The organism is Nesterenkonia sp. LB17 (assembly GCF_022565915.1).
GTDB lineage: Bacteria > Actinomycetota > Actinomycetes > Actinomycetales > Micrococcaceae > Nesterenkonia.
In genome coordinates, this window is the sequence record NZ_JAJOYX010000002.1 from 275129 (window position 1) to 299727 (window position 24599).

Genomic DNA, 24599 nt, shown 5'->3' on the forward strand with positions numbered 1-24599 from the left:
AACTTAAGTTGCTCATGGGCCTGTGACAAGGCGTCCCCGGTGGAAGGAATAGACTGACCGGGGCCGTGCTCGCACGGCCACATGTTCTACATCACTCTCTCATATCCGAGGCAGAAGGAGATCTGTGGCGAAGAGCGACGGCGCATCCCCCAGCGGCTCCGCGGCGGACTCCGGAGAGCCTCGGTGGGCCGGTGAACACCTGGGCCTGCCGGAGTCTGGGCCCGGCAGCATGGCGCCCTGGAGTCGACGCATCCTGGCCCTGTTCATCGACTGGGGGATCGCCACCCTGATCTCGATGGCCTTCTTCGGCGGCGACGAGCTGGTGACCTTTGGGATCTTCGTGGCCAGCCACATCATCCTGATCGGCCTGCTCGGTGTCACGATCGGCAAGCGGCTGATGCGGATCCAGGTGGTCCGCGGCCAGAACGTCCCGGGACCGATCTGGTCCACGGTCCGCACGCTCCTGCTGCTCCTGCTCCTGCCGGTGATCCTCATCGGCGCCGACGGTCGCGGAGCCCACGATCGGGCGGCAGGCACCGTCCAGCTGCGCATGTGAGTGCCCCCGGACCCGCGCGGGTGAGCCGACTCGCCGATCACCCCGGCCGCGGCCTGGCAGTCATCTGTGCCAGCGCGCTGAGCACCCAGTCCGGCGCCGCCGTCGGATCGCTGGCCTTCAGCAGCCTCACCCCGGTCGGTGTGGTCGCGGCCCGTCAGCTGGTCGCCGCCACCGTTCTGCTCTCGATCGCCCGCCCGAAGTTCTGGCGCTTCACCCGCAGCCAGTGGTCGCCGGTGCTGCTGCTGGCCTTCTTCTTCGCCGGGATGAACACCGCGCTCTACGCAGCCCTGGAGCGGGTGGGCCTGGGCACGGCGGTGACCATCGAGTTCCTCGGTCCGCTCGCCGTCGCCGTGCTCTCCTCGCGGCGCCCCCGCGACGGGCTCTGCGCGCTGATGGCGCTGACCGGGGTGGTCCTGCTGACTCGACCCGGACCCACCAGCGACCTGCTCGGACTGGGCTTCGCCGTGCTCGCGGCAGGTTGTTGGGCCGGTTATATCCTGACCAACAGGGTCGTGGGTCAGCGCCTGGAGGGCGTCCAGGGGGTCGCCGTCGGCACCGCGATCTCGGCGCTGGGGCTGCTGCCGATCGCTGCCGTGATCGTGTGGCACATGCAGCCGCCGCTGGAGGCCTTCCTGTTCGCCGCCGTCGCCGGGGTGCTGGCCTCCGCGGTGCCCTACTCGCTGGACCTGATCGTGCTGCGTCACATCAGCCCGGTGGTGTTCGGCCTCGGCATGTCTCTGCACCCGCTCTTTGCGGCGCTGATCGGGGCAGGCTTCCTCGCGCAGCACCTTCCGCTGGTGGCCTGGGCCGGCATCGTGCTGGTGGTGCTGAGCAACGCACTCACGCTCAGCGGCCCATCCCGGCGCCTCCCCTCTCGTTGAGAAGCGGCGCACCTTCGCGTTGCGGGGCGGAGCCTCCGGGTGGTGAGGGCGTCTTCGGGTCCAGGTGATCGGAGAATCCGCCCCTCAATGCAATCTGTTTCCAGGTTGTAGCCTTGAAAGTAGCTTTTGAAGGCTGTAGCCTGCATCTATGTTCGTCGTCACCGCTGATCAGCATCGCAGCACCGAGATGGGGGAGCGGGTGGACGAGCTCCTCGCTGAGCTCGCGCCCTGGAACGCCCGGTGGGAGGCTCAGATCGTGCTGCCGCTGGAACGCACCGTGGGCGATGAGGTCCAGATCTTGCTGGGCAGCGCGGAGGCCGCGGTGGATCTCGCGCTGACCCTGTGTCGCACCGAACAGTGGGCCGTGGGCATCGGGGCCGGAGCCGTGGAGCATCCGCTCGGCGCCAGCGCCCGGGCCAGCTCCGGGAGCGCCTTCATCCAGGCCCGCTACGCCGTGGAGCGTGCCCGCAGCCGCACCGAACCCGTCCCGCTGGTGGTCCAGGGTGATCACCCGGAGGCAGCGGTGGCCGCCACTGCGGTGCTGCAGCTGCTCGGCGGGGTGGTGCGACGCCGCGCGGACACCGGCTGGGAGGTCAGCGACCTCACGGAGCAGGGACTGACCCGGGCCCAGATCGCCGCAGAGCTGGGCATCACCGTGTCAGCGGTCAGCCAGCGCGCGCGCTCTGCGATGCTTGAGGAGGAGCGGCGCAGCCGTCCCGTGGCGGCGGCCCTGATCTCCGCCGCCGCCGGGGAAGGCAGCTGGAAGGTCGCCCCGCCCCAGGACCAGGAGGACTGACACCCATGACATGGCTCGCGATCACCGCGGTGGTGCTGCTCGCTCTCGCCCTCTCGGCATTCCTGGGCGCGGTGCTGGTGGGCTGGCTGCTGCGTCGGGTGGAACCTGAGGGCTATGGTCCGGGCATCCTGCGCGGGGGCACCTGGATCGGGATCCTGGAACGACTCGCGATCACCGGCGCGGTCTTCGGCGGCTACCCCGAAGCCATCGCGGTGGTGCTCGCCGTCAAGGGCCTGGGCCGCTACCCAGAGCTGCGCTCCTGGCAGGCTGACCAGCGCGCAAAGGCCACCGAGCGGTTCATCATCGGCACCCTGGCCAGCTATATCTGGTCCGGAGCGCTGGGCCTGATCGGTCTGGCCGTGATCCGAGCGATCAGCTGATCGATCGGCCCCTTCCACTCGGCGACTCCGCGCCGACCGCCAGCCGGTGATCGATGGCGCGAGCCAGCTCATCGGCGGCCCAGGGCGCGCGGTGAAGGTTCAGCGCCGGTTCGAACAGCTCCGCCTCGAGCAGCACCGTCCCATGCTCGGCGGATCGGACCAGATCGATCCGGCCGTAGAGCGGCAGCTCGGTCTCGGTGGTCTTCGTCGCCGTCGCCCGGGCCGCGGCGGCCAGCGCCCGCTCTCCGAAGCTGACCTCGTCGGCCGAGGCCTGCACCAGCTGCGGGTCCTCCAGATAGGTGCCGCCGCGCAGACCCCCGCCACGGGCCAGCAGCGCGCCCTTGGAGATCGTGTGCGTATGGTGGCCATCGATGAAATAGAGCGCCTTCTCCCGGCCCTCACTGAGCTCGGGAACCTCGGGCTGGATCATCACGGTGAGGCCGCGGGCGAGGATCCGCTCCCCCAGGGTGACCGCCCCCGCGGAGTCCGCGCGCAGCAGCTCGGTGTCGAAGGAGCCGGCGGAGATGGTGGGTTTGATGACCACCCAGCCATCGCCGTGCTCGGCCAGCCCGCGGCGAAGCGCGTCGTCGTCGTCGGCCCAACTGGTGGGGACGCTGGCGAGCCCCTGGGCTTCGAGCTCGCGCAGGTAGACCTTGTCGAGGTTCCAGCGGATCAGCTCGGGGCTGTTGAGCACGCGGACCTGCGCCTGCGCCCGCTCCAACCACCCCAGGAACGCCTGCGCGCGGGCAGGGTAGTCCCAGGGGGTGCGGATGACCAGCAGGTCGTACTCCGGGGCCGGTTCCCAGCGGTGCCAGATGACCGGCTCCGCGAAGATGCCCAGCCGCTGCAGCGCAGCGATCAGCGGATCGGTGTCCCGGTCAGGGGCCAGCGGGTAGTCGTCGGTGACCACGATCCCGACCCGGCGCGGCCGCGGCGTGGGGACCAGGCTGTGTTCGGGAAGCCAGCGGAACCGCTCGACGACGATGAGCTCATCCTCGCCCAGGCCCGGCTTCTGCGACCCGCCGTCGCCGCTTTCGCCGGTGCTGCGCCAGAAATCTTCATGTGCTTCACGCCAGGCCGCCACGGAGGCGTAGCCCTCACCTTCTCCGCGGGCGACCACCTGGGTGATCTCACCCAGCGGCACCAGGGACACCTGAACCACCTCGACGACGCCGAGGTTCTCATCCTCGACGCCCAGCAGCCGCTGGAGCCCGGGCGTCGGCAGCGGATCGGCGTCGGCGACGTAGGAGCGGTGCAGGCTGGTGGTCATCGTCTTGACCCCGGTGATGACGGCGCCGGTGAGGCGCGCGCGCAGCTCCCCGGAGGCGAGGTCCATCGCAGGCAGGGAGTTGATCTGTTGCGGAGTCAGGGTCTGTTGAGGTGTCACGGCTTCATGCTTCCGGTGCGCTGGTAGTTCCCGTGCCAGCTCAGCGCCTCGCCCAACAGGTGAGGGGTGTGCCGTCCGCGGACGTTCTGGGCCACTGCGCGGTCGAAGTAGTCCTGGAGCAGGTCCTGGAAGTCCGGGTGGGCGCAGTTGCGGATGATGGTGCGGGCGCGGGCCGCGGGGGAGAGGCCGCGCAGGTCCGCCAGTCCCTGTTCGGTGACCAGGATCTGGGTGTCATGTTCGGTGTGGTCGATGTGGCTGGCGAACGGCACGATCGCGGAGATCGCGCCCTCCTTGGCCGTCGAGCCGGAGACGAAGAAGTTCAGGTAGGCGTTGCGCGCGAAGTCGCCGGAGCCGCCGATGCCGTTGATGATGGAGCTGCCCATGACGTGGGTGGAGTTCACGTTGCCGTAGATGTCCGCCTCGACCATGCCGTTGATCGAGATCACGCCGAGCCGTCGGATGGCCTCCGGGTGGTTGGAGACCTCCTGGGTGCGCAGCAGGATCCGGCCCTTGTACTCCGCAGCGCGGGCGTTGAACTGCGCGGCGCGCTCGGCGGAGAGCGAGAAGGAGGTCGCGGAGACCGCGGTCAGCTTCCCTGTGTCGATCAGGTCCAGCATGCCGTCCTGGATGACCTCGGTGTAGGCCAGCAGATCCTCGAACTCGCTGTGCGCGAGCTCGGCCATCATCGCGTTCGCGACGTTGCCGATCCCTGACTGCAGCGGCAGCAGGTTCTCCGGCAGCCGCCCCTGCTTGATCTCGTAGCGCAGGAAGTCCACCACGTGCGCGGCCATGGCCTTGGACTGCTCATCGGCGGGCTTGAAGGGCAGGTTCCGGTCCGGCGCGTCGGTCTTGACCACCGCGACCACCTTCTCCGGGTCCACGCGCAGGTAGGGATCTCCGATGCGCTGCATCGGGTCGGTCAGCTGGAGCGGGCGGCGCTCCGGGGGCAGCTTGGTCCCGTAATAGATGTCGTGGAAGCCCTCGTAGGCTCGCGGATGCCAGTCATTGACCTCCAGGATGACCTTGTCCGCCAGCTGCAGCCAGGTCTTGTTGTTGCCCACCGAGCTGCCCGGGACCAGAAGTCCGTTGGGCAGGATCGCGGCGACCTCGATGACGGCGACGTTGAGCTTGCCGTAGAAGCCGAACCAGGCCTGCTGGGCGGAGTGGCTCAGGTGGGTGTCGACGTACTCGGTCTCGCCGGTGTTGATGGCCTCACGCATGGTGGGATCTGACTGGAAGGGCAGCCGACGGCGGACGGCGCGGGCCTCGGCGAGCACGCCGTCGAGCTCAGGCGCGGTGGAGGCACCGGTCCAGAGGTCGATGCCGAACTCCTCGCCACGGTCGTGGGCGTCCTTGGCCCGCTCCGCCAGCGCTGCTGGGACCGCTTTGGGGTATCCGGCGCCGGTGAATCCGCTCATCCCGACCCGGTCGCCGTCATTGATGTGGGTGGCGGCGTCAACGGCGGAGGTGACCTTGGCGGCCAGCGTGGGACAGGTGATTCGACTTGGAACAGCGTTCATTCACCCCAGCCTAGGCGACCGCTGGCCCTGCCGGGATTCGGGGCCTGGCGCTAGGCTGGGTGACACGACGCAGGTTCATCCCTGCATCTCAAGTGGGAGGACGCACTATGAATGGATTCGTGCCCTATCCGGTCCGAGACACCTACCGGCTGATCGAGCCAGGACCCACGGTGTTGATCTCCACCTCCGACGGTGTCCGGGACAACATCATGACCAACGCGTTCAACATGCCGGTCCGCCACGACGGGATCCTGGCAGTGATCGTGGGCACCTGGGACGCCAGCTTCGCGACGCTGCAGTCCACCCGGCAATGCGTGATCGGCATTCCCGGCGCCGAGCTGATGCGCACCACGGTGCAGCTGGGCAACTGCTCCGGCGACGACCTCGACAAGTGGGAGCACTTCGGACTGACCCGAGTGCCCGGAGTGAGCGTCGCGGCGCCGCTGATCGGCGAGTGTGTGGCCAACATCGAGTGCAAGGTCGAGGACGACTCGCTGGTGGAGGACTACTCGCTGTGGCTGCTGCGCACCACCGCGGCATGGATCAGACCCGACGCTGCACCCACCCCGGAGTTCCACCACCGCGGCAACGGGACCTTCTCCACCAATGGCGAGCTGCACGACCTCAGCGACGAGATGACGAAGTGGAAGTACTTCACGAACTAGAGCCGCTCCATGAGTCGCAGCGACAGGGTGGGTCGGCCTAGCGCTCCTCAAGTCCCCACGGTGACCCGTAGCCGACCGGCGCGTCTGCGGCGAGCAGCTCCAGAAACGGCCGGGAGTCGAAGGCCTCCGGACCCAGGACGCCGGTGCCCTGCCAGGTTCCCTTCGCGAGCAGCTCCAGAGCGATCACAGGATTCACCGCCGTCTGCCACACCACCGCCTGCGAGCCGAACTCGGCCATCGACCATTCGTTGTCCACCACGTGATACAGGTACACGGCCCGGGGGTCACCGTCTTTGCCGACCCCCGTCACATACAGGCCTGCGCAGGTCTTTCCCGTCATCCGGTCGCCCAGGGTGGCGGGATCGGGCAGTGCCGCTGCGACGACGTCGCGCGGCGACACCGGCACTCCCTTCACCATCAGCGGGTCGGTGGAGTCGAGTCCAAGCTTGTGCAAGGTCTTGAGCACGTCGATGAACTCGTCGCCGAGCCCGTACTTGAAAGTCACCCTCCGGGCCTTGGTCCAGCGCGGCATGAGGATGACCTCCTCGTGCTCCACGTTGACACACTCCACCTCCCCGATCCCTTCGGGGAAGTGGAAGACCTCCATTTCACTGAACGGCTCGGTGGTGTACCAGCCGGTTTCACGTTCAAAGATCACCGGGGGGTTCAGACACTCCTCGATCGTGGTCCAGATCGAGAAGGAAGGCGCGAACGCCGGCTCGCCATCGGCTCCTGCCACAACGAGGTTGGCGCCGTCACGCACGCCCAGCTCATCTATCGAGCTGAACAGCTCATCCTCGGCGTAGCGGGCAAAGACGTCCGACAATCCCGGCTCCACGCCCATTCCCACCAGAGCGAGCCGTCCGGCGTCCTCCCACTGCTGGGCCAGGGCAAACTGTTCATCTCCCAGCATCACCCCGGTCTTCGAGTACGGCTCCTCCGGGTGCTTGACCGACAGGCTCATCGCCATGTCGAGGTAGGTCGACCCCGCGGCGAAGCAGCCATCGAAGATCGGCATCACGAACCGCGGATCCACAGCGTTGAGCACATGGGTGATCCCGTATTCGCGGACGACGGCGGCCACCGCCTCCGCCGATGAGGCGTCCACCTGCGTGGCCACCAAGCGGTCGTCGTCGAGGGATCCCACCAGGGCCTGGGGCCGGGCGGGGTCGTAGTCCGCGACCACCAGCAGGTCGAAGAACGTGCGGCGGACCGCGATCCGGACGGCGGCGGATCCCACGCCGCCGGCTCCGACAATGAGAATGCGCATCAGGTCAAGCCTCCATCGATTGAGCGTCGGTCGTCAGTGGGGGAGTCGGGCACCAGCACGGCGGTGTCGGCGTTCAGGCTCTCCCCGCGGAAGAACGGCAGCGACCCGGATCGGGTCCGCCAGAGCAGCATCAGCACGAGGCCCAGGGCCAGGGAACCGATGCCGACGACGAAGGTGCCGCCGACGCCGAGGAGCACGCTGTACCCGTAGTCGACGTCGGCCATGTCGATCGCTGACTTGATGAACGCCGCGGTCAGCAGCAGTGCGCCCAGCAGGGGGAGCAGGAAGCGGAAGATGAAGCTGTGGCGGGAGGTGAACAGCTCCCGGCGGAAGTACCAGACGCAGGCGTACCCGGTGATGGCGTAGTAGAAGGCGATCGCCAATCCGAGCGACAGAATCGAATCAGCCAGAATGTTCTCGCTGATCAGCGTCATCACCACGTAGAACCCGATCCCTGCCACTCCCATGACCAGCGTGGAGAAGGAGGGGGTCTTGAACCGCTGGTGCACCGTGCTGAACCGGCGCGGGAGCGCCTGGTAGACGGCCATGGACAGGGTGCCCCGGGCGGTGGGCAGGATGGTGGTCTGGGTCGAGGAGACAGCAGAGACGAGCACCGCCACCACCAGCAGCCAGGCGGCAGGGCCGAGGACGACATCCTTCAGCGCGAAGAACACGTCCTCAGCGTTGCCCTCGTTCCCGAGGCCGACCCCTGCCTCGCCCACCCCGGCGTACATCATCGCTGCGACGGTCACCCCCACATAGGTGATGAGGAGCAGCACCGTGGAGATCAGGGCGGCCAGGCCGGGAATGCGACGGGCATCGCGGGTCTCCTCGTTCAGGGCCAGGCAGGCGTCCCAGCCCCAGTAGATGAACAGGGCCAGCAGCACCGCCTCGGTGAAGCCCTCGATGCTCTCGAAGGCGAACGGGTTGAACCAGTCCAACGACGGCGTGGTGGCGTTCTCGGCGGATCCATTGGCGATCCCGATCAGCGAGAACACCACAAACAGGCCCAGCGCGAGGTACTGGATCCCCAGGAGGACGTTCTGGAGCTTCGCGCCGATTTCGACCCCGCGGTAACTGACGTATGTCATGGAGGCGATGAAGAAGACCCCGGTGGCGGTCACCAGCAGGGAGTTCTCGGCGAGGGACCCGTCACCGATCAGCAGCCAGAGGTAGATCCCGGCGATCTGCGCCAGATTGGCGAGCACGATGATGCCCGCGACGGCCACACCCCAGCCGGCCATCCAGCCCACCCACGGGCCGAATGCCTTCGTGGCCCAGGTGAAGGACGTGCCGCAGTCGGGGATTTCGCGGTTGAGCTCTCGGTAGGCGAAGGCGATGAACAGCATGGGAATGAACGCCAGGATGAACGCGATGGGCGCCTGTGCTCCGACCGCGAGGACCACAAATCCGAGGGAGGCCGCCAGCGAATAGACCGGGGCCGTAGACGCGAGCCCGATGACCACCGATCCCCAGACGCCGAGTGTGCCGGTGGAGAGGCCCTTCCCCTGGCCCGACCGCGAGCCGCGGGGATTCTTCCCGAGGGTGGCATGGCTCATGGTGCTCCTCCGATGTCCGGCCGGGTCGGCGTCGGCGACCCGAAGCGATGTAACGCACGTCACTATACCGACTAGTCGGTTTTTCGGGTAGGCCCTACACTCGCTCTCATGGGTCATGCTCCGAGCACCGTTCAGCGGCTGATTGACGCGTACCAGGACATCCTGGTGTCCGACGGCGAACGCAGCGCCACCCTTGAAGCCATCGCCCAGCGCGCGGGCGTCTCCAAGGGTGGGCTGACCTACCACTTCAAGTCCAAGGACGAGCTGGCGGCTGCGCTGTTTGATCGGCTGCAGAGCCTGGTGGAGGCCGATCTGGCGGTGATGCGTGCGGAACCTGCACAGGCTGCCGATTACTACGTCAAGAGCTCACTCGACGTCGAAAGTCCGCTGGAACGCTGCAACATGGCGGTCACCCGCCTGGCCCAGGGGTCGCATCCGGAGGCCAACGAACTCCTCGCCAGATGCCGCACCCAATGGTTCGACGTGTTGATGGACGCCGTGGGAAACGAAGACATGGTCCACCTGGTGATGCTGCTGGGGGACGGGATCTACTTCAACGCCTCGCTCACCGGCACCGGCGCCATGCCTTCGGAAACCGATCCGGCCACGATCGACCGGATCGTCGGTCTGATCGGGACGATCGAATACTGAGACGATTGAACACGCTCTCTGTGGCGGCCCGATTCAGTGCCGACCGACCTTGCGGGCGGCCTCCACTGCGGCCTCCGCGCCGTCGGACCACACCGCTCCGTGGCCGGGCAGCAGGTGGTCGGCTTCGGTGAGTGCGATCGCGTCCAGAGAGCTGATCGCCTGCGCCGTGTCCTTGGTGGCCGCCCCCGCGACGATCTGCGGACCGGTCTGACCGGTGTAGGGGTCCAGGGTCACCAGCGCGTCTCCGGTGAAGACCGCCCGGCGGTCCGGGAGATGCAGGATGCAGTGTCCGTCGGTGTGACCCGGGGTGTGCACCGGGACCGGAAAGCCTGGCACCTCGAGCACGGACCCTGCCGTCATCAGCTGGACTCCGTGGACCCCTTTGACGGCCAGTGCTCCGGAGGCCGCCATCCGGCCCAGCAGCGGCAACGATCGAGGGTGGCCCAGCGGGTAGAGCAGCCGGTTTCGTTCGGTCGCGTAGCGGTAGGGGTTGGCCGCCAGCCATGCGTCGTCGTGATGAACGATGACCGGGATCCCCAGGCTCTGCTGGGCTCGCAGCGCGAACCCCAGGTGATCGAAGTGACCGTGGGTCAGCACCAACGCCTTGATCTCATAGGGGAGCCGCTGGCGCGTCTTGAGCACCTCCATGACCTCGTGCCACATCCGGGGCAGCCCGGCATCGATCAGGGTGATGCCGTCCTCCGCCTCCACGACGTAGCAGTTCACATTCGCCTGCGACACGAGGTGGATGCCAGGGGCGACGCCATATTCGATCATGAGCTGGGGTTCCGATCCGTGGGGGTTCCGACAATCCTGGGTGTCCACACGGGGGTTGGTCAAGCGTGACGCGGGTCAGCTGCGCCACCTCTCTGGCGGCGACACCCGGCCCCCGCCGATCTCGAGCCCCCGGAGTCCAGGATTCACCGGCAGCGCATCGAGCAGTCCCTCAAGGCGGGGCGAGAGCGGGCCTGTGTGTGCGGCTCCTCAGCGGCGCTTTCTGACCAGTGTCCAGATGTGTCCATTGTTGACCTCGTGGCTGAGCTGGTCCAGGGCCATCTTCGCGATCGCCAGGCCGCGGCCAGACTCGGCCAGCTCATCGGGAAGCTCGGCCTCTTCGAGCGCGACGGCGACCGGTGCGGCGTCGTCCTGGAAACGGGCGGACAGCGCGGCGTCGTCGACCGTCAGATCCGCGATGACGGTGACCTCGGCGTCGCCCTCACAGCCTGAGTGGGTGACGATGTTGGTGGCGATCTCGCTGACCGCCAGCGAGAAGAAGGTGCGATCCTCCTCGGAGATGCCATCGGCCGCGCGGCAGAGCCGCTCCAACGCGTCCAGCACCTGGTCCACGAAGGTCAGCTCGGCGGTGCCGGTCAAGGAGACCCGCGAGATCCCATCACCCATCGCCGAACGCCGCCTCGACGGTGGGGTGGTCGCGCAGGACTCGATCGAGGCTCGTGAGCCTCAGGATGCTCTTGACGGATTCACTGGCGGCGGCGAGCCGCAGATCACCCTCGGCGAGCCGCGCAGCCTTCAATCCGCCGATCAGGGCGCCCAGCCCGGAGGAGTCGATGAACTCGGTCTGGGCCAGGTCCACCACGATGCGCGGGCTGCCCTCATCGATGAGCTTCTTGATCGCCTGCTTGAGCCGGGGTGCACCCGAGGCGGTGAGCCGACCTTCGGGGCGCACGACGGCATGCCGTGTATGGGTGGTGACGTTGAGATTCATGATGCTCCTTCTGCCTCTTCGGCGTGTGCTGCAGGGCCCTTATAGCGAAGGGCTTGGATGACGACGCTCAGCGCGGCCAGCGAATAGGCCACCCAGACGATGTTGACCAACGTGCCGGTGCCATCGGCGGTGCCCATCAGGACCCGCACGACTCCGGTGATCAGCGCGATGATCAACAGTGCGATCGCGGTGAGCTGGGGCCAGACCTCGCGCAGCGGCAGGGAGCCGCCCACACGACCGTCCTTGCGGGTGACCACGAAGCTCAGCGGCTTCTTGAAGACCACATTGGCGAAGGACGACGTGCACGCGCGGATCCAGACGGGAAAGAGCGCCAGCGAGTACTGCTGGCCGCGCCAGGTGCGGATCCCGCGTGACACGATCAGGAAGAACAGCTGATTGATCAGGAAGTACGGCAGGAAGCGGGCGAAGAAGTCGCCGCTCCAAGCGGTCACCGGCATGACTCCGAACATCAGGTAGATGATCGGTGCGGAGAGGTAGACGATCGCGGCGAATCCGGCGAGGTAGCTCCACATGGTGCCGAAGTACATCAGCCGCTGACCGGCGGAGAGTCCCCGTTTGGCCATGGGGTTGTCACGCAGGAAAACCTGCATCGTGCCCTGCGCCCAGCGCAGGCGCTGCTTGAGCATGGTCTGCAGGTCCTCCGGCGCCAGTCCCCGGGCGAGGATCTCGTGGTGGTAGGCGCTTCGCCATCCCATGCTGTGCAGCTGCATCGCGGTGGCCATGTCCTCGGTCACCGAGATGGTGGCCAGCGGCTGGATCGGCTGGGCCTCGCCGGGGCGGTCGACGCGCAGCGCATCCACCAGAGCTCCGACGGACTTCACGGCGGCCAGCGGAGAGAGCTCACGGGTGGTCAGCGCGTCCAGGCCGACCTCATCGACGACGACCACGTCTCGTTCGGCGTCGCGCTGGACCGGCATCGCGTGGATCGCGGCGAGGTCCTCGGCCATCAGGTCCATGTCGTTCTTGACCAGCCGGCGGGAGGCGGCGTCGATCTGGGTGCGGAGCTGGTGGGTGACGTCAGCGATCGGTTCGCCGGCGGAGACGACGAACCTGGCTCCGGTGACCTCTTCGCGCAGACGCGTGAGCTCCTTGTGTAGCTCGGGCATGGCCCGGTGGCGGCCTGCTTCGCGGGCGAGCAGCCGCTCAGCCGCGCGCAGCGTCCGACGAGTGGAGTCCTCGAGCTCGCGCACATAGCCGACGATGCCGAGCTGCATCAGCGCCTCGCGGCGCAGCACGGCATTGGATCCGCAGAAGAAGGCGGCGTTCCAGCCATCCTTGCCCTGCTGGATCGGTCCGTAGAACAGCGGCGCCTGGCTGCCCAGCGGGTCTGCCTCGTCCACATTGATGAACCACTGCGGGGTCTGCACCAGGGCGACCCGTTCTTCGTCGGCGAAGTAGCCCAGGGTGCGGTGCAGGATCAGCGGGTCCGGAATCTGATCGGCGTCGAGGATCAGCAGGAACTCGCCGTCGGTCTCGAACAAGGCGTTGTTGAGGTTCCCGGCCTTCGCGTGGCGGGGCTTGTCGGTCCAGTCTGCCGACCGGGTGATGTAGCCCAGGCCCTCGGCCCGGGCTGCCGCGGCCATCTCCGGGCGGTCGCCGTCGTCGAGGACGAAGGTCTCGTGCGGATAGGCGATGTTCTTCGCGGCCCGCGCGGTGGCCATGACCATGGCGACGGGTTCGTTGTAGGTGGTGATGAAGACGTCCACGGTGCCGGTGGGAGGGGACTCGGGGCCGGACCGTTCCTTGGCCCGCCACATGGTCGTGGCGAAGAGGAAGGTGTCGATCAGGCTGTAGGTCTCGGCGATGACCAGCGGCACCGCGATCCACCAGGCGTCCCAGTTGAGGGATTCCATCCAGCGCCAGGTGAGGTAGTTGACCCCGGTCAGCACCGCGAGGACCGCGAAGACCCGGATCAGGATCAGACGACGAGTCAAGAATCTCTCCTGACCACGAGCACAGTGACATCATCGGCGGCCTTGACCGCGAGGGCGCGGCGCAGGGCCTCTTTCACGGCACCGTCGATCCCATATTCGGCGAGGATCTCATCCACCTGGCCAAAGGGATCCTCCAGGTCCAGGAGGTCCAGCAGGCCGTCGCTGCAGCTCATGAGGGCGTCTCCGGGATTCAGCTGCACCGTGCCCAGTCCGTGGGCGTCTCCCATGCCCATGGCCAGCGGCAGTCCGGTGGAGTTCAGGTGCTCCCAGGTGCCATCGGCGCGCAGGATGAAGCTCAGGCTGTGCCCACCGTCGACATAGCTGACGACTCCGGTGCGGGTGTCGACGTCGGCGCAGAAGAGGGTGACGAACATGTGCAGGTCGCCGATGTCGTGTTCGAGGATCGAGTCGATCTCGGCCACGGTGGTGAGCAGTGAACGTTCAGGGGCAGTGCGCATCGAGGCGCGCACGGCGGATGCGATGATGCCGGCCCCGGTGCCTTTGCCCATCACATCGGCGAGGGTGATGCGGAGCTGATCATCTCGCAGCCTCACGTCGTGGAAGTCCCCGGAGACGCTGCCGGCCGGGGCAGAGCCGGCTGTGACGGTGTAGCCGTCAGGCTGCGGGAGGTCTCGCGGGGTCAGCGCGCGCTGGACGACGGCGGCGTGGTCCAGCTCCTGCTGCTGGGCGAGTTCGGTCTGGACCCAGACGGCGAGGTCCTTCAGGAGGTCGCGCTGGCTCGCATCGAGGGTCCGCGGCTCGGTGTCGAGCATGCAGAGGGTGCCCACATGTTCGCCGCAGGGTGCCTGCAGCGGGTGTCCGGCATAGAACCGGAGGTGCGGATCACCCAGGACGAAGGGGTTGGAGGCGTAGAACGCGTCCTGGGCGGCATCCTCGATGACGAGGGTGCCGGTCTGGGCGATCGTGGCCTCACAGAACGCGTCGGCCCGGGGCACCTCTCTCACGCCGAGGCCGATCTCCGACTTGCGCCACTGGCGATCTCGGTCGAGGAGATTGACGCTGACCATGGGGACGCCGAAGATCTGCTGGGCCAGACGGGTGATCCGGTCCACACGTTCGTCGGGCGGAGTGTCGAGGACCTTCAGGGCGTCGAGCGCACTTTGTCGACTCTCTTCGTCCAAGATTTTCAGCTCCTCCTAAGCTCGCGTACAGCAGCTGCTTAGGATCAGCCTAATGCACAGATGGGCGGGCCCTAGGGCCCACCCATCTGCGGTGTTGTCATTCAGGTGTCATCGTGCGGTGTTCTCAGCGTGCGGGGCGCGGGGACCGTCCTGCTGAGCCTGCGCCGCTGCGTCCCGAGGGGCGACCGCCGCGGGCGGGTCCGGCCTGGCCGCTGCGTGCTGGGCCGCCGGAGCCGCCGCGACCGCCGCGTGCTGGGCCGCCGCCGCGAGGCGCGGAGGTCCCTGGACGACGGCGGGGCTGCTGCTGCTGGACAGGAGCGCGCGGGGCAGGCTTGACGAAATCGGCGGTGGCACCGACGAGTTCGCTCACGGCCTCGGACTCGGAGTTGACCCGGATCGGGTGCACGGCGATGGCTGCCTTGCGCAGCAGCGCCTGGGTGTCGCGGCGCTGCTCCGGAAGCATCACGGTGACCACGTCGCCGGCGCTGCCGGCGCGGGCGGTGCGACCCGAGCGGTGCAGGTATGCCTTGTGCTCGGCCGGCGGATCCACGTGGACCACGAGCTCCACCGAGTCCACGTGCACGCCGCGGGCTGCGACGTCGGTGGCGACCAGGACCTTGATGTCGCCCTCGCCGAAGGCGGCGAGGTTGCGGTCACGCTGGGACTGGGAGAGGTTGCCGTGCAGGTCCACCGCGGGTGTGCCCTGATCGGTGAGCTGCTTGGCCAGCTTCTTCGCCTGGTGCTTGGTGCGGGTGAAGAGGATGCGGCGTCCGGTGCCGGAGGCCAGCTGCTTCACCAGGTCACGCTTGTCGTCGTTGTGGACCTCGAAGACGTGGTGGGTCATCGCGGAGACGTGGGAGGTGGCCTCATCCACGGAGTGCAGCACCTGGTTGTTCAGGAAGCGCTTGACGAGCTTGTCCACACCGTTGTCCAGGGTGGCGGAGAAGAAGAGCCGCTGGCCCTTGGGGTCGGTCTTCTCCAGCAGCCGGGTGACCACCGGGAGGAAGCCGAGGTCGGCCATGTGGTCGGCCTCGTCCAGCACGGTGATCTCGACTGACTCGAGGCTCAGGGCGCGCTGGTTCAGCAGGTCCTCGAGGCGGCCGGGGCAGGCCACGACGATGTCCACGCCGGACTTCAGCGCGTTGATCTGGCGTGAAGCGGTGACGCCGCCGAAGATCGTGGTGGTCTTGAGGTTGTACGAGGCCGCCAGGGGCTCGAGCACCGCGTTGATCTGGGTGGCCAGCTCGCGGGTCGGAGCCAGGATCAGGCCCAGCGGGCGGCCCGGACGGCGGCGCTTGGCCGCGTCCTTCTCGCCGAGGCGGGCGACCATCGGGATGGAGAAGGCGAGGGTCTTGCCGGAGCCGGTCTTGCCGCGGCCGAGGACGTCGCGTCCGTTCAGCGTGTCGGCCAGGGTCTGTTCCTGGATGGCGAAAGCGTCAATCTTGCCGTCTGCAGCGAGAGCGCGCACCAGCGGTGCGGGAACGTTGAGGTCGGCGAAGGTCTGGGTCTCAGAAATGGCGGGAGCCTTTCGGAAAGCGCCAGACGCAGAGAAGGCAAGGGGGTACCCGCCTGGGACTGGTCTGGCAAAGGGCGAAGGCATCGGTTGATGCACTCGGTCGCCGCGAGAAAATCACTGCTGAAACGTGGGCCGGTGGAAAACACGGCCCCGTTGATCAAGGCGTTCTTACGACGCAGGCAACCACACGAGGTGGGCACCAGACTCATCACTCTACCCCATGGGAGCGCCGATCACTTCCCGCTGATCTGGCTGTAGTGCTCCAGCGCCTCCTCGCGCGAGGCCTTGAGGTCCACGATCGGGGCCGCGTACTCGGGGGAGTCCAGCTCCGGGATCCAGGCGCTGACGTAGGTGCCCCTGGGGTCGAAGCGCTCCCGCTGGCGCTCCGGGTTGAAGATCCGGAAGTACGGGGCGGCGTCCATGCCGCAGCCGGCCACCCACTGCCAGTTCGCCGGGTTGGAGGCGGAATCGGCGTCCACCAGCGTGTCCCAGAACCAGGCCTCGCCCTCGCGCCAGTCGATGCCCAGGTTCTTGATCAGCAGGCTCGCCGAGGCCATCCGTACCCGGTTGTGCATATGCCCGGTCTTCCAGAGCTGCCGCTGGCCGGCGTCCACCCAGGGAAACCCGGTCTGCCCCGTGGCCCAGGCATGGAAGTCCTCGGGCGCGTCGCGGCGGGACTTCCAGGGGTAGGCGTCGAACTGGGCGCGCAGATTGGTGTGCGGCAGCTGCGGGAAGTGGAAGAGCAGGTGCCAGCAGAACTCGCGCCAGCCGATCTCGGAGAGGAACTTGTCCACCGCCTCCTCGGTCTGCTGGTGTGCGGCGTCCCACACCTGGCGCGGGCTGAGCTGCCCGAAGCGCAGATAGGGCGAGATTCGCGAGGTGCCGTCCCCGGCAGGGGCATCCCGGGCGTCGTCGTAGTCCTGGACCTGATGTGCCAGGAACTCGCGCAGCCGCTCGTGGCCCCCGGCCTCGGTGGGGGTCCAGTTCTCGCGCAGACCACCGGCCCAGTCCGGTCGGGTGGGAAGCAGCTCCCAGTCCTCGAGGTTCCCGGCGCCCAGGGCCAGGGTGGGGAGTGCGGCTGCCGCATCTTCGAGCGTGCCCAGCGCGGCGGGGCGGGCATGCGGGGTGCCGGGGTCGCGGACGCTGATCTGCTTCCAGAAGGGGGTGTAGACCTTGTACGGGCCACCGGTGTTGGTCTCCACGGTCCACGGCTCATGCAGCAGCGAGGCGTTGAAGCTCTCCACCTCGATTCCATGCTCGGGCAGCGCCGCCTTGATCCCGGCGTCCACCGCGCGCTCGGGACCGCCGTAGCGCCGCGACCACTGCACCCTCTGCGCGCCGAGCTCCTGTGCCAGAGCGGGCAGGATCTCGGCAGGGTCTCCCGCGCGCAGCAGAAGCGGGATGCCCAGTTCGGCGAGATCGGTCGCAAGCGACTCCAGTGCGTGGTGCAGCCACCACTTCACCGCCCCGCCCAGCGGGCGCACCCCCGGGCTCACCTCGTCCAAGAGATAGAGTGCGACGACGTCGCCCGGGTTCTCCGCGCGCTGGCAGGCGGTGAGCAGTGCTTCATGGTCTGCGGTGCGCAGGTCGTCGCGGAACCAGAGGAGCGTGCGGGTCATCAGGGCCCTTTCGGGGAAGCGTCGCCGCGCGAGCGGCCGTCCTGGCTGGCACAGTAGCAGGGGAACCCGCGCGTCAACTGAGCTGGTGAAGGAGATGTCGATGCCTGAAGGTGCACAGTCCGCCGAGGAGTCCGAACGCTGGCTGGTGATCAAGGGACGGCGCTGGCGCCGGACAGATCCGGCGCTGCCCGAGGAGCTGGTCGCTGCGCTGAAATCCCACCTGGGCCGCGGCCGATCCGGGGTCGGGGCGGGCAAGAAGACCGGCGACGACGAGCGGGTGGCCGCCTCTCGCAGGCGGGTCGGCCTGGCCAAGACCGGGCTGGGGGAGCGCGGCCCGTATTGGTGGGAGCGGCCTGAGGCGCAGCGGATCGCCGCGGCGAAGCAGTCGCTGGCCGAGCTCGAGTCGCTTGACGACCCAGATGAGAGTGCGTCGCAATAAATACATTGCAATCTCTTTATCTATCTGGTGTGCTGAGGTTGTGCGTGACAACCCGGCGGTGATCAGCGCGGCCCAGCTGTTCAAGGTTCTCGGCCACGAGTCGAGGCTCTGGCTGCTCTGTCTGATCGGTGAGTCTCCGAAGACGGTGAACGAGCTGGTGGCGCTGACCGCGATGTCTCAACCGCTGGTCTCCCAGCATCTGCGGACGCTCAAGCAGGCGGGTCTTGTGCTGGCCGATCGGCATGGCCGAGAGATCGAGCATCGGCTCGCCGATGAGCATGTCTCCCATGTGATCGCCGACGCGATCGCGCACGCACAGGAACCCGTACCCCAGCGATCGGCGGCCGAATCCGCCGCGAAGGAGCATCATCATGACTGAGAACCCTACCGCCGAGCACAAGACTGCTGAGCACAACCACCACGACCACGCCCACGGCGAGGACTGCGGGCATGAGGCCGTGGAGCACGGTGACCACGTGGACTACGTCCACGACGGCCACCGCCATGCAGCTCATGGCGACCACTACGACGAGCACTGAGTCTCGACCGGCACTGAGTCTCGACCAGCGCTGAGTCTCGACTGGCACTGAGTCTGAACCGGCACTGAGTCTGAGCCGGTGGCTCTCGTCCGCCGCGCGAAGGCAGAAGAGGGAGCCCCCGATCATGGCGGCTCCCTCTCCGCTCGCGTCCGTTCCTTAACGGAGGAGGCGCTACTGGCTGATCACGTGCGGCTGGGCGACCTCCTTCAGGCCTGCCACGCCGAACTCCATCCCGAAGCCGGATTCGCGGGCTCCGCCGAAGGGGATCCGCGGGTCCACGGCGCCGTGCTTGTTGATCCAGGTGGTGCCGGCCACCAGCCGCGCCGCCACCTCGATCGCCCGGTCGGTGTCCGCTGACCACACCGAGGAGCCCAGGGCCTCATCCAGAGCGTTGGCCCATTCGATGGCCTGATCCAGATCGGTGTACTTGATGATCGGCAGCGCCGGACCGAACTGCTCCTGAACCACCAGCGGGTTCTGCGGGTCGATGTCGGCCACCAGGGTGGTCGGATAGAAATTTCCGGGGGCGTGAGCGTCGGGGTCGCCGCCGAGCAGCACCCGCGCGCCGGAGTCCTTGGCGGCCCGCACCAGCCGGTCCACGATCTCCCACTGCGCGCGGTTCTGCAGCGGACCGAGCACATTCTGCTCCTCGAGACCGATGCCCATCGGCATGGTCTTGGCGACGTCGACCAGGGCGTCACAGACCTGCGCGTAGATCGATTCCGGGACATAGAGCCGCTTGAGCGCCGCGCAGGTCTGCCCGGTGTTGATGAACGCGCCCCAGAAGATCCCTTCGGCGAGCGCCCGCGGGTCGGCGTCGTCCAGCACGATCCCAGCGTCGTTGCCGCCGAGCTCCATCGTCATCCGCTTCATGGTGTCCGAGGCAGCCTTCACGATGGACTTGCCGGTCTCCGTGGAGCCGGTGAACATGATCTTCGCGACATCCGGGTGCCGGGAGAGCCGATCCCCGATATCACCGCGGCCGGGAACGGCGATGAGCACATCGGCCGGCAGTGCAGAGTTGAGCACCTCCACCAGGGCGAGCACGCTCAGCGGGGTGTAGCCGCTGGGCTTGATCACCACGGTGTTGCCCATCCGCAGGCTCGGCGCGATCTGCCAGATCGAGATCATCATCGGCCAGTTCCACGGACCGATGGCCCCGACGACGCCGAGCGGACGATAGTGCAGGATTGCGCGGCCGGACTCGTCGTCGACGACCACCTCGGGCTCCAGCGGAAGGTCCGCGGTGGTGCGCAGCCAGGCCACGCAGGCGCCGACCTCGAAGCGGGCGTTGGGTCCGTTCAGCGGCTTGCCCTGCTCCCGGGAGAGCAGCCTCGCCAGTTCCTCGGCGTGGGCCTCCACCGCGTCGGCGGCCGCGTGCAGAGCCTGTCTGCGCGAGTCCTCGCCGGTGGCGGCCCAGCCTGGCTGGGCTGCGAGTGCCCTTGCGACGGCGGCATCGAGGTCCTCGGCGGTGGCCTGCGGGGCGAAGCCCACCCGTTCACCGGTGGCAGGATCGAGGATCTCTCGCCCATCTTCGGGATCCTGGACGCGGTCAAGAAGGTCGGTGGTCTGGGTGCTCATCGGGTGACTCCTTTGTCAGTGGCGGATGGTGCTGTGATCAGAATGGGCCCGCCCGTGCGCCTGGATGTTGACTCCGCGTGCAGGGCTCTTCTGCCTGCCTGCATGCTCGGCGTACCGCCGTCTCGTCGCCGCAGCACGATCAGTGCCGCGACTGCCAAGACGATCTCCATGGCTGCCAGACCGGAGGCCAGAGGCAGCAGCACGTGGTGGAAGAGTTCTGCGGGGGTTCCTGAGCTGGTGGTGGCCGCCCCGGCATCCGGGGCGACGCCGGCCGCCACGCTGCTGGTCGGACCGTGGGGATGGCCCGCCACGAGCGCCTCGTCGGCAGAAGTCAGAACCGCAGGTTCAGGGTGACCCGGTTCAGGCCCGGCGATCACCCAGAGGTGCATGCCCAGCATGCTGGCGTTCATCGCGGCGATCGTGATCCAGGAGCGCGGACTGGGAACTCGCCAGAGGTGTCCGGCACACGGCAGGCAGATGATGGCCATGACGGCCATCGCCAGGGCCCAGCCGAGGTGGGGTCCGTGGCTGAGCATCAGCAGGTGCAGCAGGCCCGAGAGGGCGGCGCCACCGGCCGCCGCCCTGCGGATCATGGTCATCTTTTCCATCTGACCCTTCCGAACCCATGTGAGATGTGTCATATTTATTGTTGAGCGTGCGCTCAACTATAAGGAGGATCACCATGGCTGACAAGACCCCAGACCAGCAGGACCGCCACCCCCTGACGCCCCTCTCGGTCTCCGAGATCGACGCGATGCGAAGCGTCTTGGAGCGCGAATCGCTGCTGAACGATGCGACCCGCATCTCCTACGTGACGCTGCGCGAACCCGCCAAGCACGACGTCATGGCCTGGACGCCCGGGGTGCATCTGCCGCGGGAGGTGGCGCTGCTGCTCACCGACCTGAACACGCTGACACTGACCGAGCTCGTGCTGGACCTGGATCGTGAGGCCATCGTGGCGCGCCGCGACGTCGACGCCGTGGAGAAGGGATCCGCGCCGAGCTTCGACGAGGACCTCGCCGGCGCGGACCCGATCGTGAAGGCTGATCCGCGCTGGGTCGAGGCGATCGCGAAGCGCGGCGTGACCGATCTGGACAAGGTCGTCGTCGTCGGGCTCTCCGCCGGGATCTTCGGCTACGCCGATGAGGTCGGTGTGCGGATGGTCCGCGCGCTCGCCTTCCGCCAGGACTACCCCAGCGATTCGATCTGGGCGCATCCGATCGACGGAGTGGTCGCCCACGTGGACCTGACCCACAAGAAGGTCCTGCGTGTGGTCGAGACCGAGGTCATGCACGTGCCGGAGGAGTCCGGTGACTACCTGGACCCTGCCGTGCGCGGTGAACACCGCACCTCGCTGAAGCCGATCTCCATCACCCAGCCCGAAGGCGTCAGCTTCAGCCTCCAGGACGGGGTGCTCGCCTGGGAGAACTGGAAGGTCCGGGTCGGGTTCAACGGCCGCGAAGGCCTGACGCTGCACCAGCTGAGCTTCCACGACCACGGCGTGGACAGGCCCATCCTCTATCGCGGCTCGATCGCCGAGATGGTGGTCAACTACGGCGACCCCTCGCCCTCCCACGCCTGGCAGAACTACTTCGACGTCGGGGAGTACCAGTTCGGCCGGCTCGCCAACGCGCTGGAGCTCGGCTGCGACTGCAAGGGTGAGATCACCTACGTGGACGCCGTCGTCGTCGATGACCACGGCCAGCCCAGGACGCTGCCCAACGCGATCTGCATCCACGAGGAGGACTACGGCATCCTCTGGAAGCACACCGACGACTTCTCCGGCACCAGCGAGGTCCGCCGCCAGCGCCGCCTCGTGGTGTCCTTCTTCGTCACCGTGGGCAACTACGACTATGGCTTCTACTGGTACCTCTATCTGGACGGAAAGATCGAGCTCGAGTCCAAGGCCACCGGCATCGTCTTCACCTCCGGGATGCCCTCGCCCGACTACCCCTACGCCACGCAGCTCGCCCCGGGCCTGGGCGGGCCGGTCCACCAGCACCTCTTCTGCGCGAGGCTGGACATGACCGTGGACGGGATCAGCAACTCCGTCGATGAGATCGACGCCGTCAGGGTGCCCACCAGCGAGGAGAATCCCTGGGGCAACGCCTTCACCCGCAGCTTCACCCGGCTGCGCTCGGAGAAGGAGGCCGTCCGCGATGCCAAGGGGTCGGTGGGTCGGGTCTGGCAGATCAGCAGTGCGGAGAAGACCAACCGAGTCGGGGCCCCCACCTCCTATCTGCTGCATCCCGAGGAGAGTCCCACCCTCTTGGCGGCTGAAGACTCCTCGATCCGGCGCCGCGCCGCCTTCGCCGGGCACCATCTGTGGGTCACCCAGCATCACCCCGATGAGCAGTTCCCCGCGGGGGATCAGGTCAACCTCAATCCTGGATTCGGCGGCCTGTCCAGCTACATCGAGCAGGACCGGTCCCTGGAGGGACAGGATCTGGTGCTGTGGCACACCTTCGGGCTGACCCATTTCCCGCGCACCGAGGACTGGCCGATCATGCCGGTGGACTATGCCGGGTTCAAGCTCACGCCTTACGGCTTCTTCGACCGCAACCCGACCCTGGACGTGCCACCGGAGACCTCCGGACACTGCGCCACCGGGGAGTCCGGCGTCGCGGGGGAGTCGGGCGTCGCGGGGGAGTCGGGAGAATCCGGGCAGGAGAAGTCCTGCGGGTGCGGCTGCAGCTGAGCTGACCTGCTCTTCCGCCCGGACCTGACGTGGGAGTCCGTCAGAGCTCGACGGCGGCGCGGCCAGCTTGGGTGAGCCAGGAGGAGAGGCAGTGGCGGACAGTCCGCCACTGCCTCTGCGTGTCTGCCAGCGGGGTGCGCAGCGCGCATTCCACCTGGAGCCCGGTGATCAGCACCATGAGCACATCGGCGATCTCCTCGACCGGCGCAGCGGCGGTGAGCTCCCCGGCGTCGATCGCCTCGCTCAGGTGGTCGGTGATCTGCTGGCGCCATTTCACTCCCACCTCGGTCTGGAACTGACCCAGCGCCGGCTTGGAGGAGGCGCGGCCCCAGAAGTTGGTGACGATCAGCGCCTCACGCTCGGTCTCCTCGCCGACCGGAAGGACCTCTTCGAGCAGGGCCATCAGTGCGCGCAGTCCTGAATGGCACCCGACCCCCTCGGTGATCCGCGTGTTGGTCCGCTCGAAGATCAGCGTGAAGGCCCGAAAGACGACGTCGTCGAACCCGGAGAAGTAGTGCCAGAGCGATCCGGTGGAGACGCCCAGCTCCGTGGCGACGGCGCGGGAGGTCGCAGCCTCGAGGCCGTCGCGATCGGCGATGCGCAGATAGGTCCGCACGATCTGCTGGCGGCGGTCTTCACGATCGATCTTCTTCGGCATGAGCTGATTCTCCCGCATCGTGCGCGCTCAGGCGGCCAGTGACCCCCCGGCCAGGCGCTGACGCCGGTACACGCTCGGGGACTCTCCGTACTCGGCCTTGAACAGCCGGGAGAAGTGCGCCGCGTCATGGAGTCCCCAGCGCCCCGCCACCCAGGAGACCGGTCGCTGCGCGTAGATCGGATCCACCAGATCTCGGCGGATGTGTTCCAGCCTCCGCGCCCGGATCCAGGCGGAGATCGTCTCGCCCTCCTCCGCGAAGATCGTGTACAGGTAGCGCAGCGAGACGAAGTGGGCCGCGGCGATCGATGCCGGGGTCATCGTCTCATCACCCAGGTGGTTCAGGATGTACTCGCGGATCTCCCGATGCAGGCTTCCGGTGGGGGAGCTGGGTCCGCCGCTGCGGGTGTCGAGCTCATGGGCGAGCATGGTCACCATCAGATCCAGCGCGGAATGGACCAGCCGGGCACCATAGGCTCCGGGCAGCTGCTCGATGCTGTTGCACAGCTCGACGAAGAACGGGTTGATCAGTCGTCCGAAGCCCCGGTCGCTGGAGAAGCAGGTCGCGGTGACTCGGGCGATCTGTTCCGCCGTGAGCTCCACCGGCTCCCGCGGAATCACCATCACCATGGTCCGGCTGGGCTCCGGGAAGTGCAGGGCGTAGGGGCGGTGGGTGTCATAGATGGCCAGGTCCCCGGGGCCCAGTTCGGCGCGGCGGCCATCCTGCTCCAGGATGCCGCGGCCGGAGAGCTGCAGGCTGAGCTTGTAGAACTGGGAATCGTCCTTGGAGATCAGCTTCGGTGTGCGGCGCACCGTGTGGGCCGTGGTGAGCAGCTCGTAGACCCCCACGCCGTCAACGGCAGAGCTGCGGATGTGTCCGGCGAAGGTGGTGCCCGGCTTCGCCTGGATCTCCAGCGGCACGACGGCGGCTGCGATGGCCTCGCGCCACGTCGCGAGATCGGAGGCCGGGAGGGGCAGGTCAGGGGAGAGCGGCTCGAGATCGGCGTTCGTCGTGTTGATCGTGTGCATCGTCGCTCCTGTGCAGGGGTTCACACCAGGTTATT

25 protein-coding genes are annotated in these 24599 nt (G+C 67.6%); 10 read left to right on the top strand and 15 right to left on the bottom strand.

The annotated features are described in order from the left end of the window. Positions 1-124: 124 nt before the first annotated feature. The 4 genes from LTH96_RS05070 to LTH96_RS05085 all read left to right on the top strand — a co-directional run bounded on the left by LTH96_RS05070 (position 125) and on the right by LTH96_RS05085 (position 2613). Positions 125-556 carry an RDD family protein gene (locus LTH96_RS05070; RefSeq protein WP_241464669.1) on the top strand — a complete coding sequence of 144 codons (432 nt, stop codon included), beginning with the start codon at positions 125-127 and terminating at the stop codon, positions 554-556. Then, entirely contained in the window at positions 553-1437 is an 885-nt protein-coding gene (locus LTH96_RS05075; RefSeq protein WP_241464670.1) for an EamA family transporter, read from the top strand. The genes LTH96_RS05070 and LTH96_RS05075 overlap by 4 nt, the downstream gene beginning before the upstream one ends. 148 nt (positions 1438-1585) lie before the next feature. Then, positions 1586-2233 carry a hypothetical protein gene (locus LTH96_RS05080; RefSeq protein WP_241464671.1) on the top strand — a complete coding sequence of 216 codons (648 nt, stop codon included), beginning with the start codon at positions 1586-1588 and terminating at the stop codon, positions 2231-2233. A 5-nt stretch (positions 2234-2238) separates the two neighbouring features. Beyond that, on the top strand, positions 2239-2613 hold the full coding sequence (locus tag LTH96_RS05085) for a hypothetical protein (RefSeq protein ID WP_241464672.1): 375 nt from the start codon (positions 2239-2241) through the stop codon (positions 2611-2613). On the opposite strand, the gene LTH96_RS05090 is transcribed toward LTH96_RS05085, so the two are convergent. Further along, the gene (locus tag LTH96_RS05090) at positions 2606-4000 is read right to left on the bottom strand and encodes an ASCH domain-containing protein (protein WP_370644392.1); all 1395 of its coding nucleotides are present in this window, start codon (positions 3998-4000) and stop codon (positions 2606-2608) included. The two genes, LTH96_RS05085 and LTH96_RS05090, sit on opposite strands and share 8 nt — an antisense overlap. Continuing rightward, entirely contained in the window at positions 3997-5520 is a 1524-nt protein-coding gene (locus LTH96_RS05100) for an acetyl-CoA hydrolase/transferase family protein (RefSeq protein WP_241464673.1), read from the bottom strand. Before LTH96_RS05100 ends, LTH96_RS05090 begins: the two co-directional genes overlap by 4 nt. Before the next feature lie 107 nt (positions 5521-5627). Between LTH96_RS05100 and LTH96_RS05105 the strand changes: the two genes are divergently transcribed. Next, complete coding sequence (locus tag LTH96_RS05105) at positions 5628-6185, top strand: flavin reductase family protein (protein WP_241464674.1); 558 nt, start codon at positions 5628-5630, stop codon at positions 6183-6185. Positions 6186-6222: 37 nt separating this feature from the next. Here the strand turns inward: LTH96_RS05105 and LTH96_RS05110 are convergent, their stop codons facing one another. Together LTH96_RS05110 and LTH96_RS05115 are read right to left on the bottom strand one after the other, a co-directional pair. After that, on the bottom strand, positions 6223-7455 hold the full coding sequence (locus tag LTH96_RS05110; RefSeq protein ID WP_241464675.1) for a saccharopine dehydrogenase family protein: 1233 nt from the start codon (positions 7453-7455) through the stop codon (positions 6223-6225). Next, entirely contained in the window at positions 7455-9014 is a 1560-nt protein-coding gene (locus LTH96_RS05115) for an APC family permease (RefSeq protein WP_241464676.1), read from the bottom strand. The genes LTH96_RS05110 and LTH96_RS05115 overlap by 1 nt, the downstream gene beginning before the upstream one ends. A gap of 108 nt (positions 9015-9122) precedes the next feature. Here LTH96_RS05115 and LTH96_RS05120 point away from each other — a divergent pair, with 108 nt between their 5' ends. Then, positions 9123-9665, top strand: coding sequence for a TetR/AcrR family transcriptional regulator (locus LTH96_RS05120; RefSeq protein WP_241464677.1), 543 nt, complete (start codon positions 9123-9125; stop codon positions 9663-9665). Between the two features lie 33 nt (positions 9666-9698). Here the strand turns inward: LTH96_RS05120 and LTH96_RS05125 are convergent, their stop codons facing one another. From LTH96_RS05125 to LTH96_RS05155, 7 genes are all read right to left on the bottom strand, one after another. Continuing rightward, the gene (locus tag LTH96_RS05125; protein WP_241464678.1) at positions 9699-10442 is read right to left on the bottom strand and encodes an MBL fold metallo-hydrolase; all 744 of its coding nucleotides are present in this window, start codon (positions 10440-10442) and stop codon (positions 9699-9701) included. A gap of 207 nt (positions 10443-10649) precedes the next feature. Further along, positions 10650-11066 (bottom strand): ATP-binding protein, encoded by a 417-nt coding sequence (locus tag LTH96_RS05130; protein WP_241464679.1) that lies wholly within the window; start codon positions 11064-11066, stop codon positions 10650-10652. Further along, the gene (locus LTH96_RS05135) at positions 11059-11391 is read right to left on the bottom strand and encodes an STAS domain-containing protein (protein WP_241464680.1); all 333 of its coding nucleotides are present in this window, start codon (positions 11389-11391) and stop codon (positions 11059-11061) included. Before LTH96_RS05135 ends, LTH96_RS05130 begins: the two co-directional genes overlap by 8 nt. Continuing rightward, a complete protein-coding gene (locus LTH96_RS05140) occupies positions 11388-13265 on the bottom strand; it encodes a glycosyltransferase (protein ID WP_241465083.1) in 1878 nt (625 codons plus the stop codon). Before LTH96_RS05140 ends, LTH96_RS05135 begins: the two co-directional genes overlap by 4 nt. Before the next feature lie 77 nt (positions 13266-13342). Continuing rightward, positions 13343-14488 carry a PP2C family protein-serine/threonine phosphatase gene (locus LTH96_RS05145; RefSeq protein WP_241464681.1) on the bottom strand — a complete coding sequence of 382 codons (1146 nt, stop codon included), beginning with the start codon at positions 14486-14488 and terminating at the stop codon, positions 13343-13345. 124 nt (positions 14489-14612) lie between these two features. Then, positions 14613-15956: a DEAD/DEAH box helicase gene (locus tag LTH96_RS05150; RefSeq protein ID WP_342357737.1), complete on the bottom strand. Its 1344-nt coding sequence runs from the start codon at positions 15954-15956 to the stop codon at positions 14613-14615. Positions 15957-16237: 281 nt separating this feature from the next. Next, on the bottom strand, positions 16238-17623 hold the full coding sequence (locus LTH96_RS05155; protein ID WP_241464682.1) for a deoxyribodipyrimidine photo-lyase: 1386 nt from the start codon (positions 17621-17623) through the stop codon (positions 16238-16240). Between the two features lie 100 nt (positions 17624-17723). On the opposite strand from LTH96_RS05155, the gene LTH96_RS05160 reads away from it, so the two are divergent. From LTH96_RS05160 to LTH96_RS05170, 3 genes are read left to right on the top strand one after another with little or no spacing between them, the layout of a single operon-like run. After that, positions 17724-18062, top strand: coding sequence for a biopolymer transporter Tol (locus LTH96_RS05160; RefSeq protein WP_241464683.1), 339 nt, complete (start codon positions 17724-17726; stop codon positions 18060-18062). A 40-nt stretch (positions 18063-18102) separates the two neighbouring features. Continuing rightward, the gene (locus LTH96_RS05165; protein WP_241464684.1) at positions 18103-18441 is read left to right on the top strand and encodes a metalloregulator ArsR/SmtB family transcription factor; all 339 of its coding nucleotides are present in this window, start codon (positions 18103-18105) and stop codon (positions 18439-18441) included. Further along, entirely contained in the window at positions 18434-18601 is a 168-nt protein-coding gene (locus tag LTH96_RS05170; protein WP_241464685.1) for a zinc transporter permease, read from the top strand. Before LTH96_RS05165 ends, LTH96_RS05170 begins: the two co-directional genes overlap by 8 nt. A gap of 171 nt (positions 18602-18772) precedes the next feature. On the opposite strand, the gene LTH96_RS05175 is transcribed toward LTH96_RS05170, so the two are convergent. Then, entirely contained in the window at positions 18773-20182 is a 1410-nt protein-coding gene (locus LTH96_RS05175; protein ID WP_241464686.1) for an aldehyde dehydrogenase family protein, read from the bottom strand. Beyond that, positions 20179-20790: a hypothetical protein gene (locus tag LTH96_RS05180; RefSeq protein ID WP_241464687.1), complete on the bottom strand. Its 612-nt coding sequence runs from the start codon at positions 20788-20790 to the stop codon at positions 20179-20181. Before LTH96_RS05180 ends, LTH96_RS05175 begins: the two co-directional genes overlap by 4 nt. 74 nt (positions 20791-20864) lie before the next feature. Between LTH96_RS05180 and LTH96_RS05185 the strand changes: the two genes are divergently transcribed. Beyond that, positions 20865-22880, top strand: coding sequence for a primary-amine oxidase (locus LTH96_RS05185; protein WP_241464688.1), 2016 nt, complete (start codon positions 20865-20867; stop codon positions 22878-22880). A 40-nt stretch (positions 22881-22920) separates the two neighbouring features. On the opposite strand, the gene LTH96_RS05190 is transcribed toward LTH96_RS05185, so the two are convergent. Together LTH96_RS05190 and LTH96_RS05195 are read right to left on the bottom strand one after the other, a co-directional pair. Next, the gene (locus tag LTH96_RS05190) at positions 22921-23538 is read right to left on the bottom strand and encodes a TetR/AcrR family transcriptional regulator (RefSeq protein ID WP_241464689.1); all 618 of its coding nucleotides are present in this window, start codon (positions 23536-23538) and stop codon (positions 22921-22923) included. 27 nt (positions 23539-23565) lie between these two features. Beyond that, positions 23566-24564 carry a helix-turn-helix domain-containing protein gene (locus LTH96_RS05195; RefSeq protein WP_241464690.1) on the bottom strand — a complete coding sequence of 333 codons (999 nt, stop codon included), beginning with the start codon at positions 24562-24564 and terminating at the stop codon, positions 23566-23568. Positions 24565-24599 lie beyond the last annotated feature (35 nt).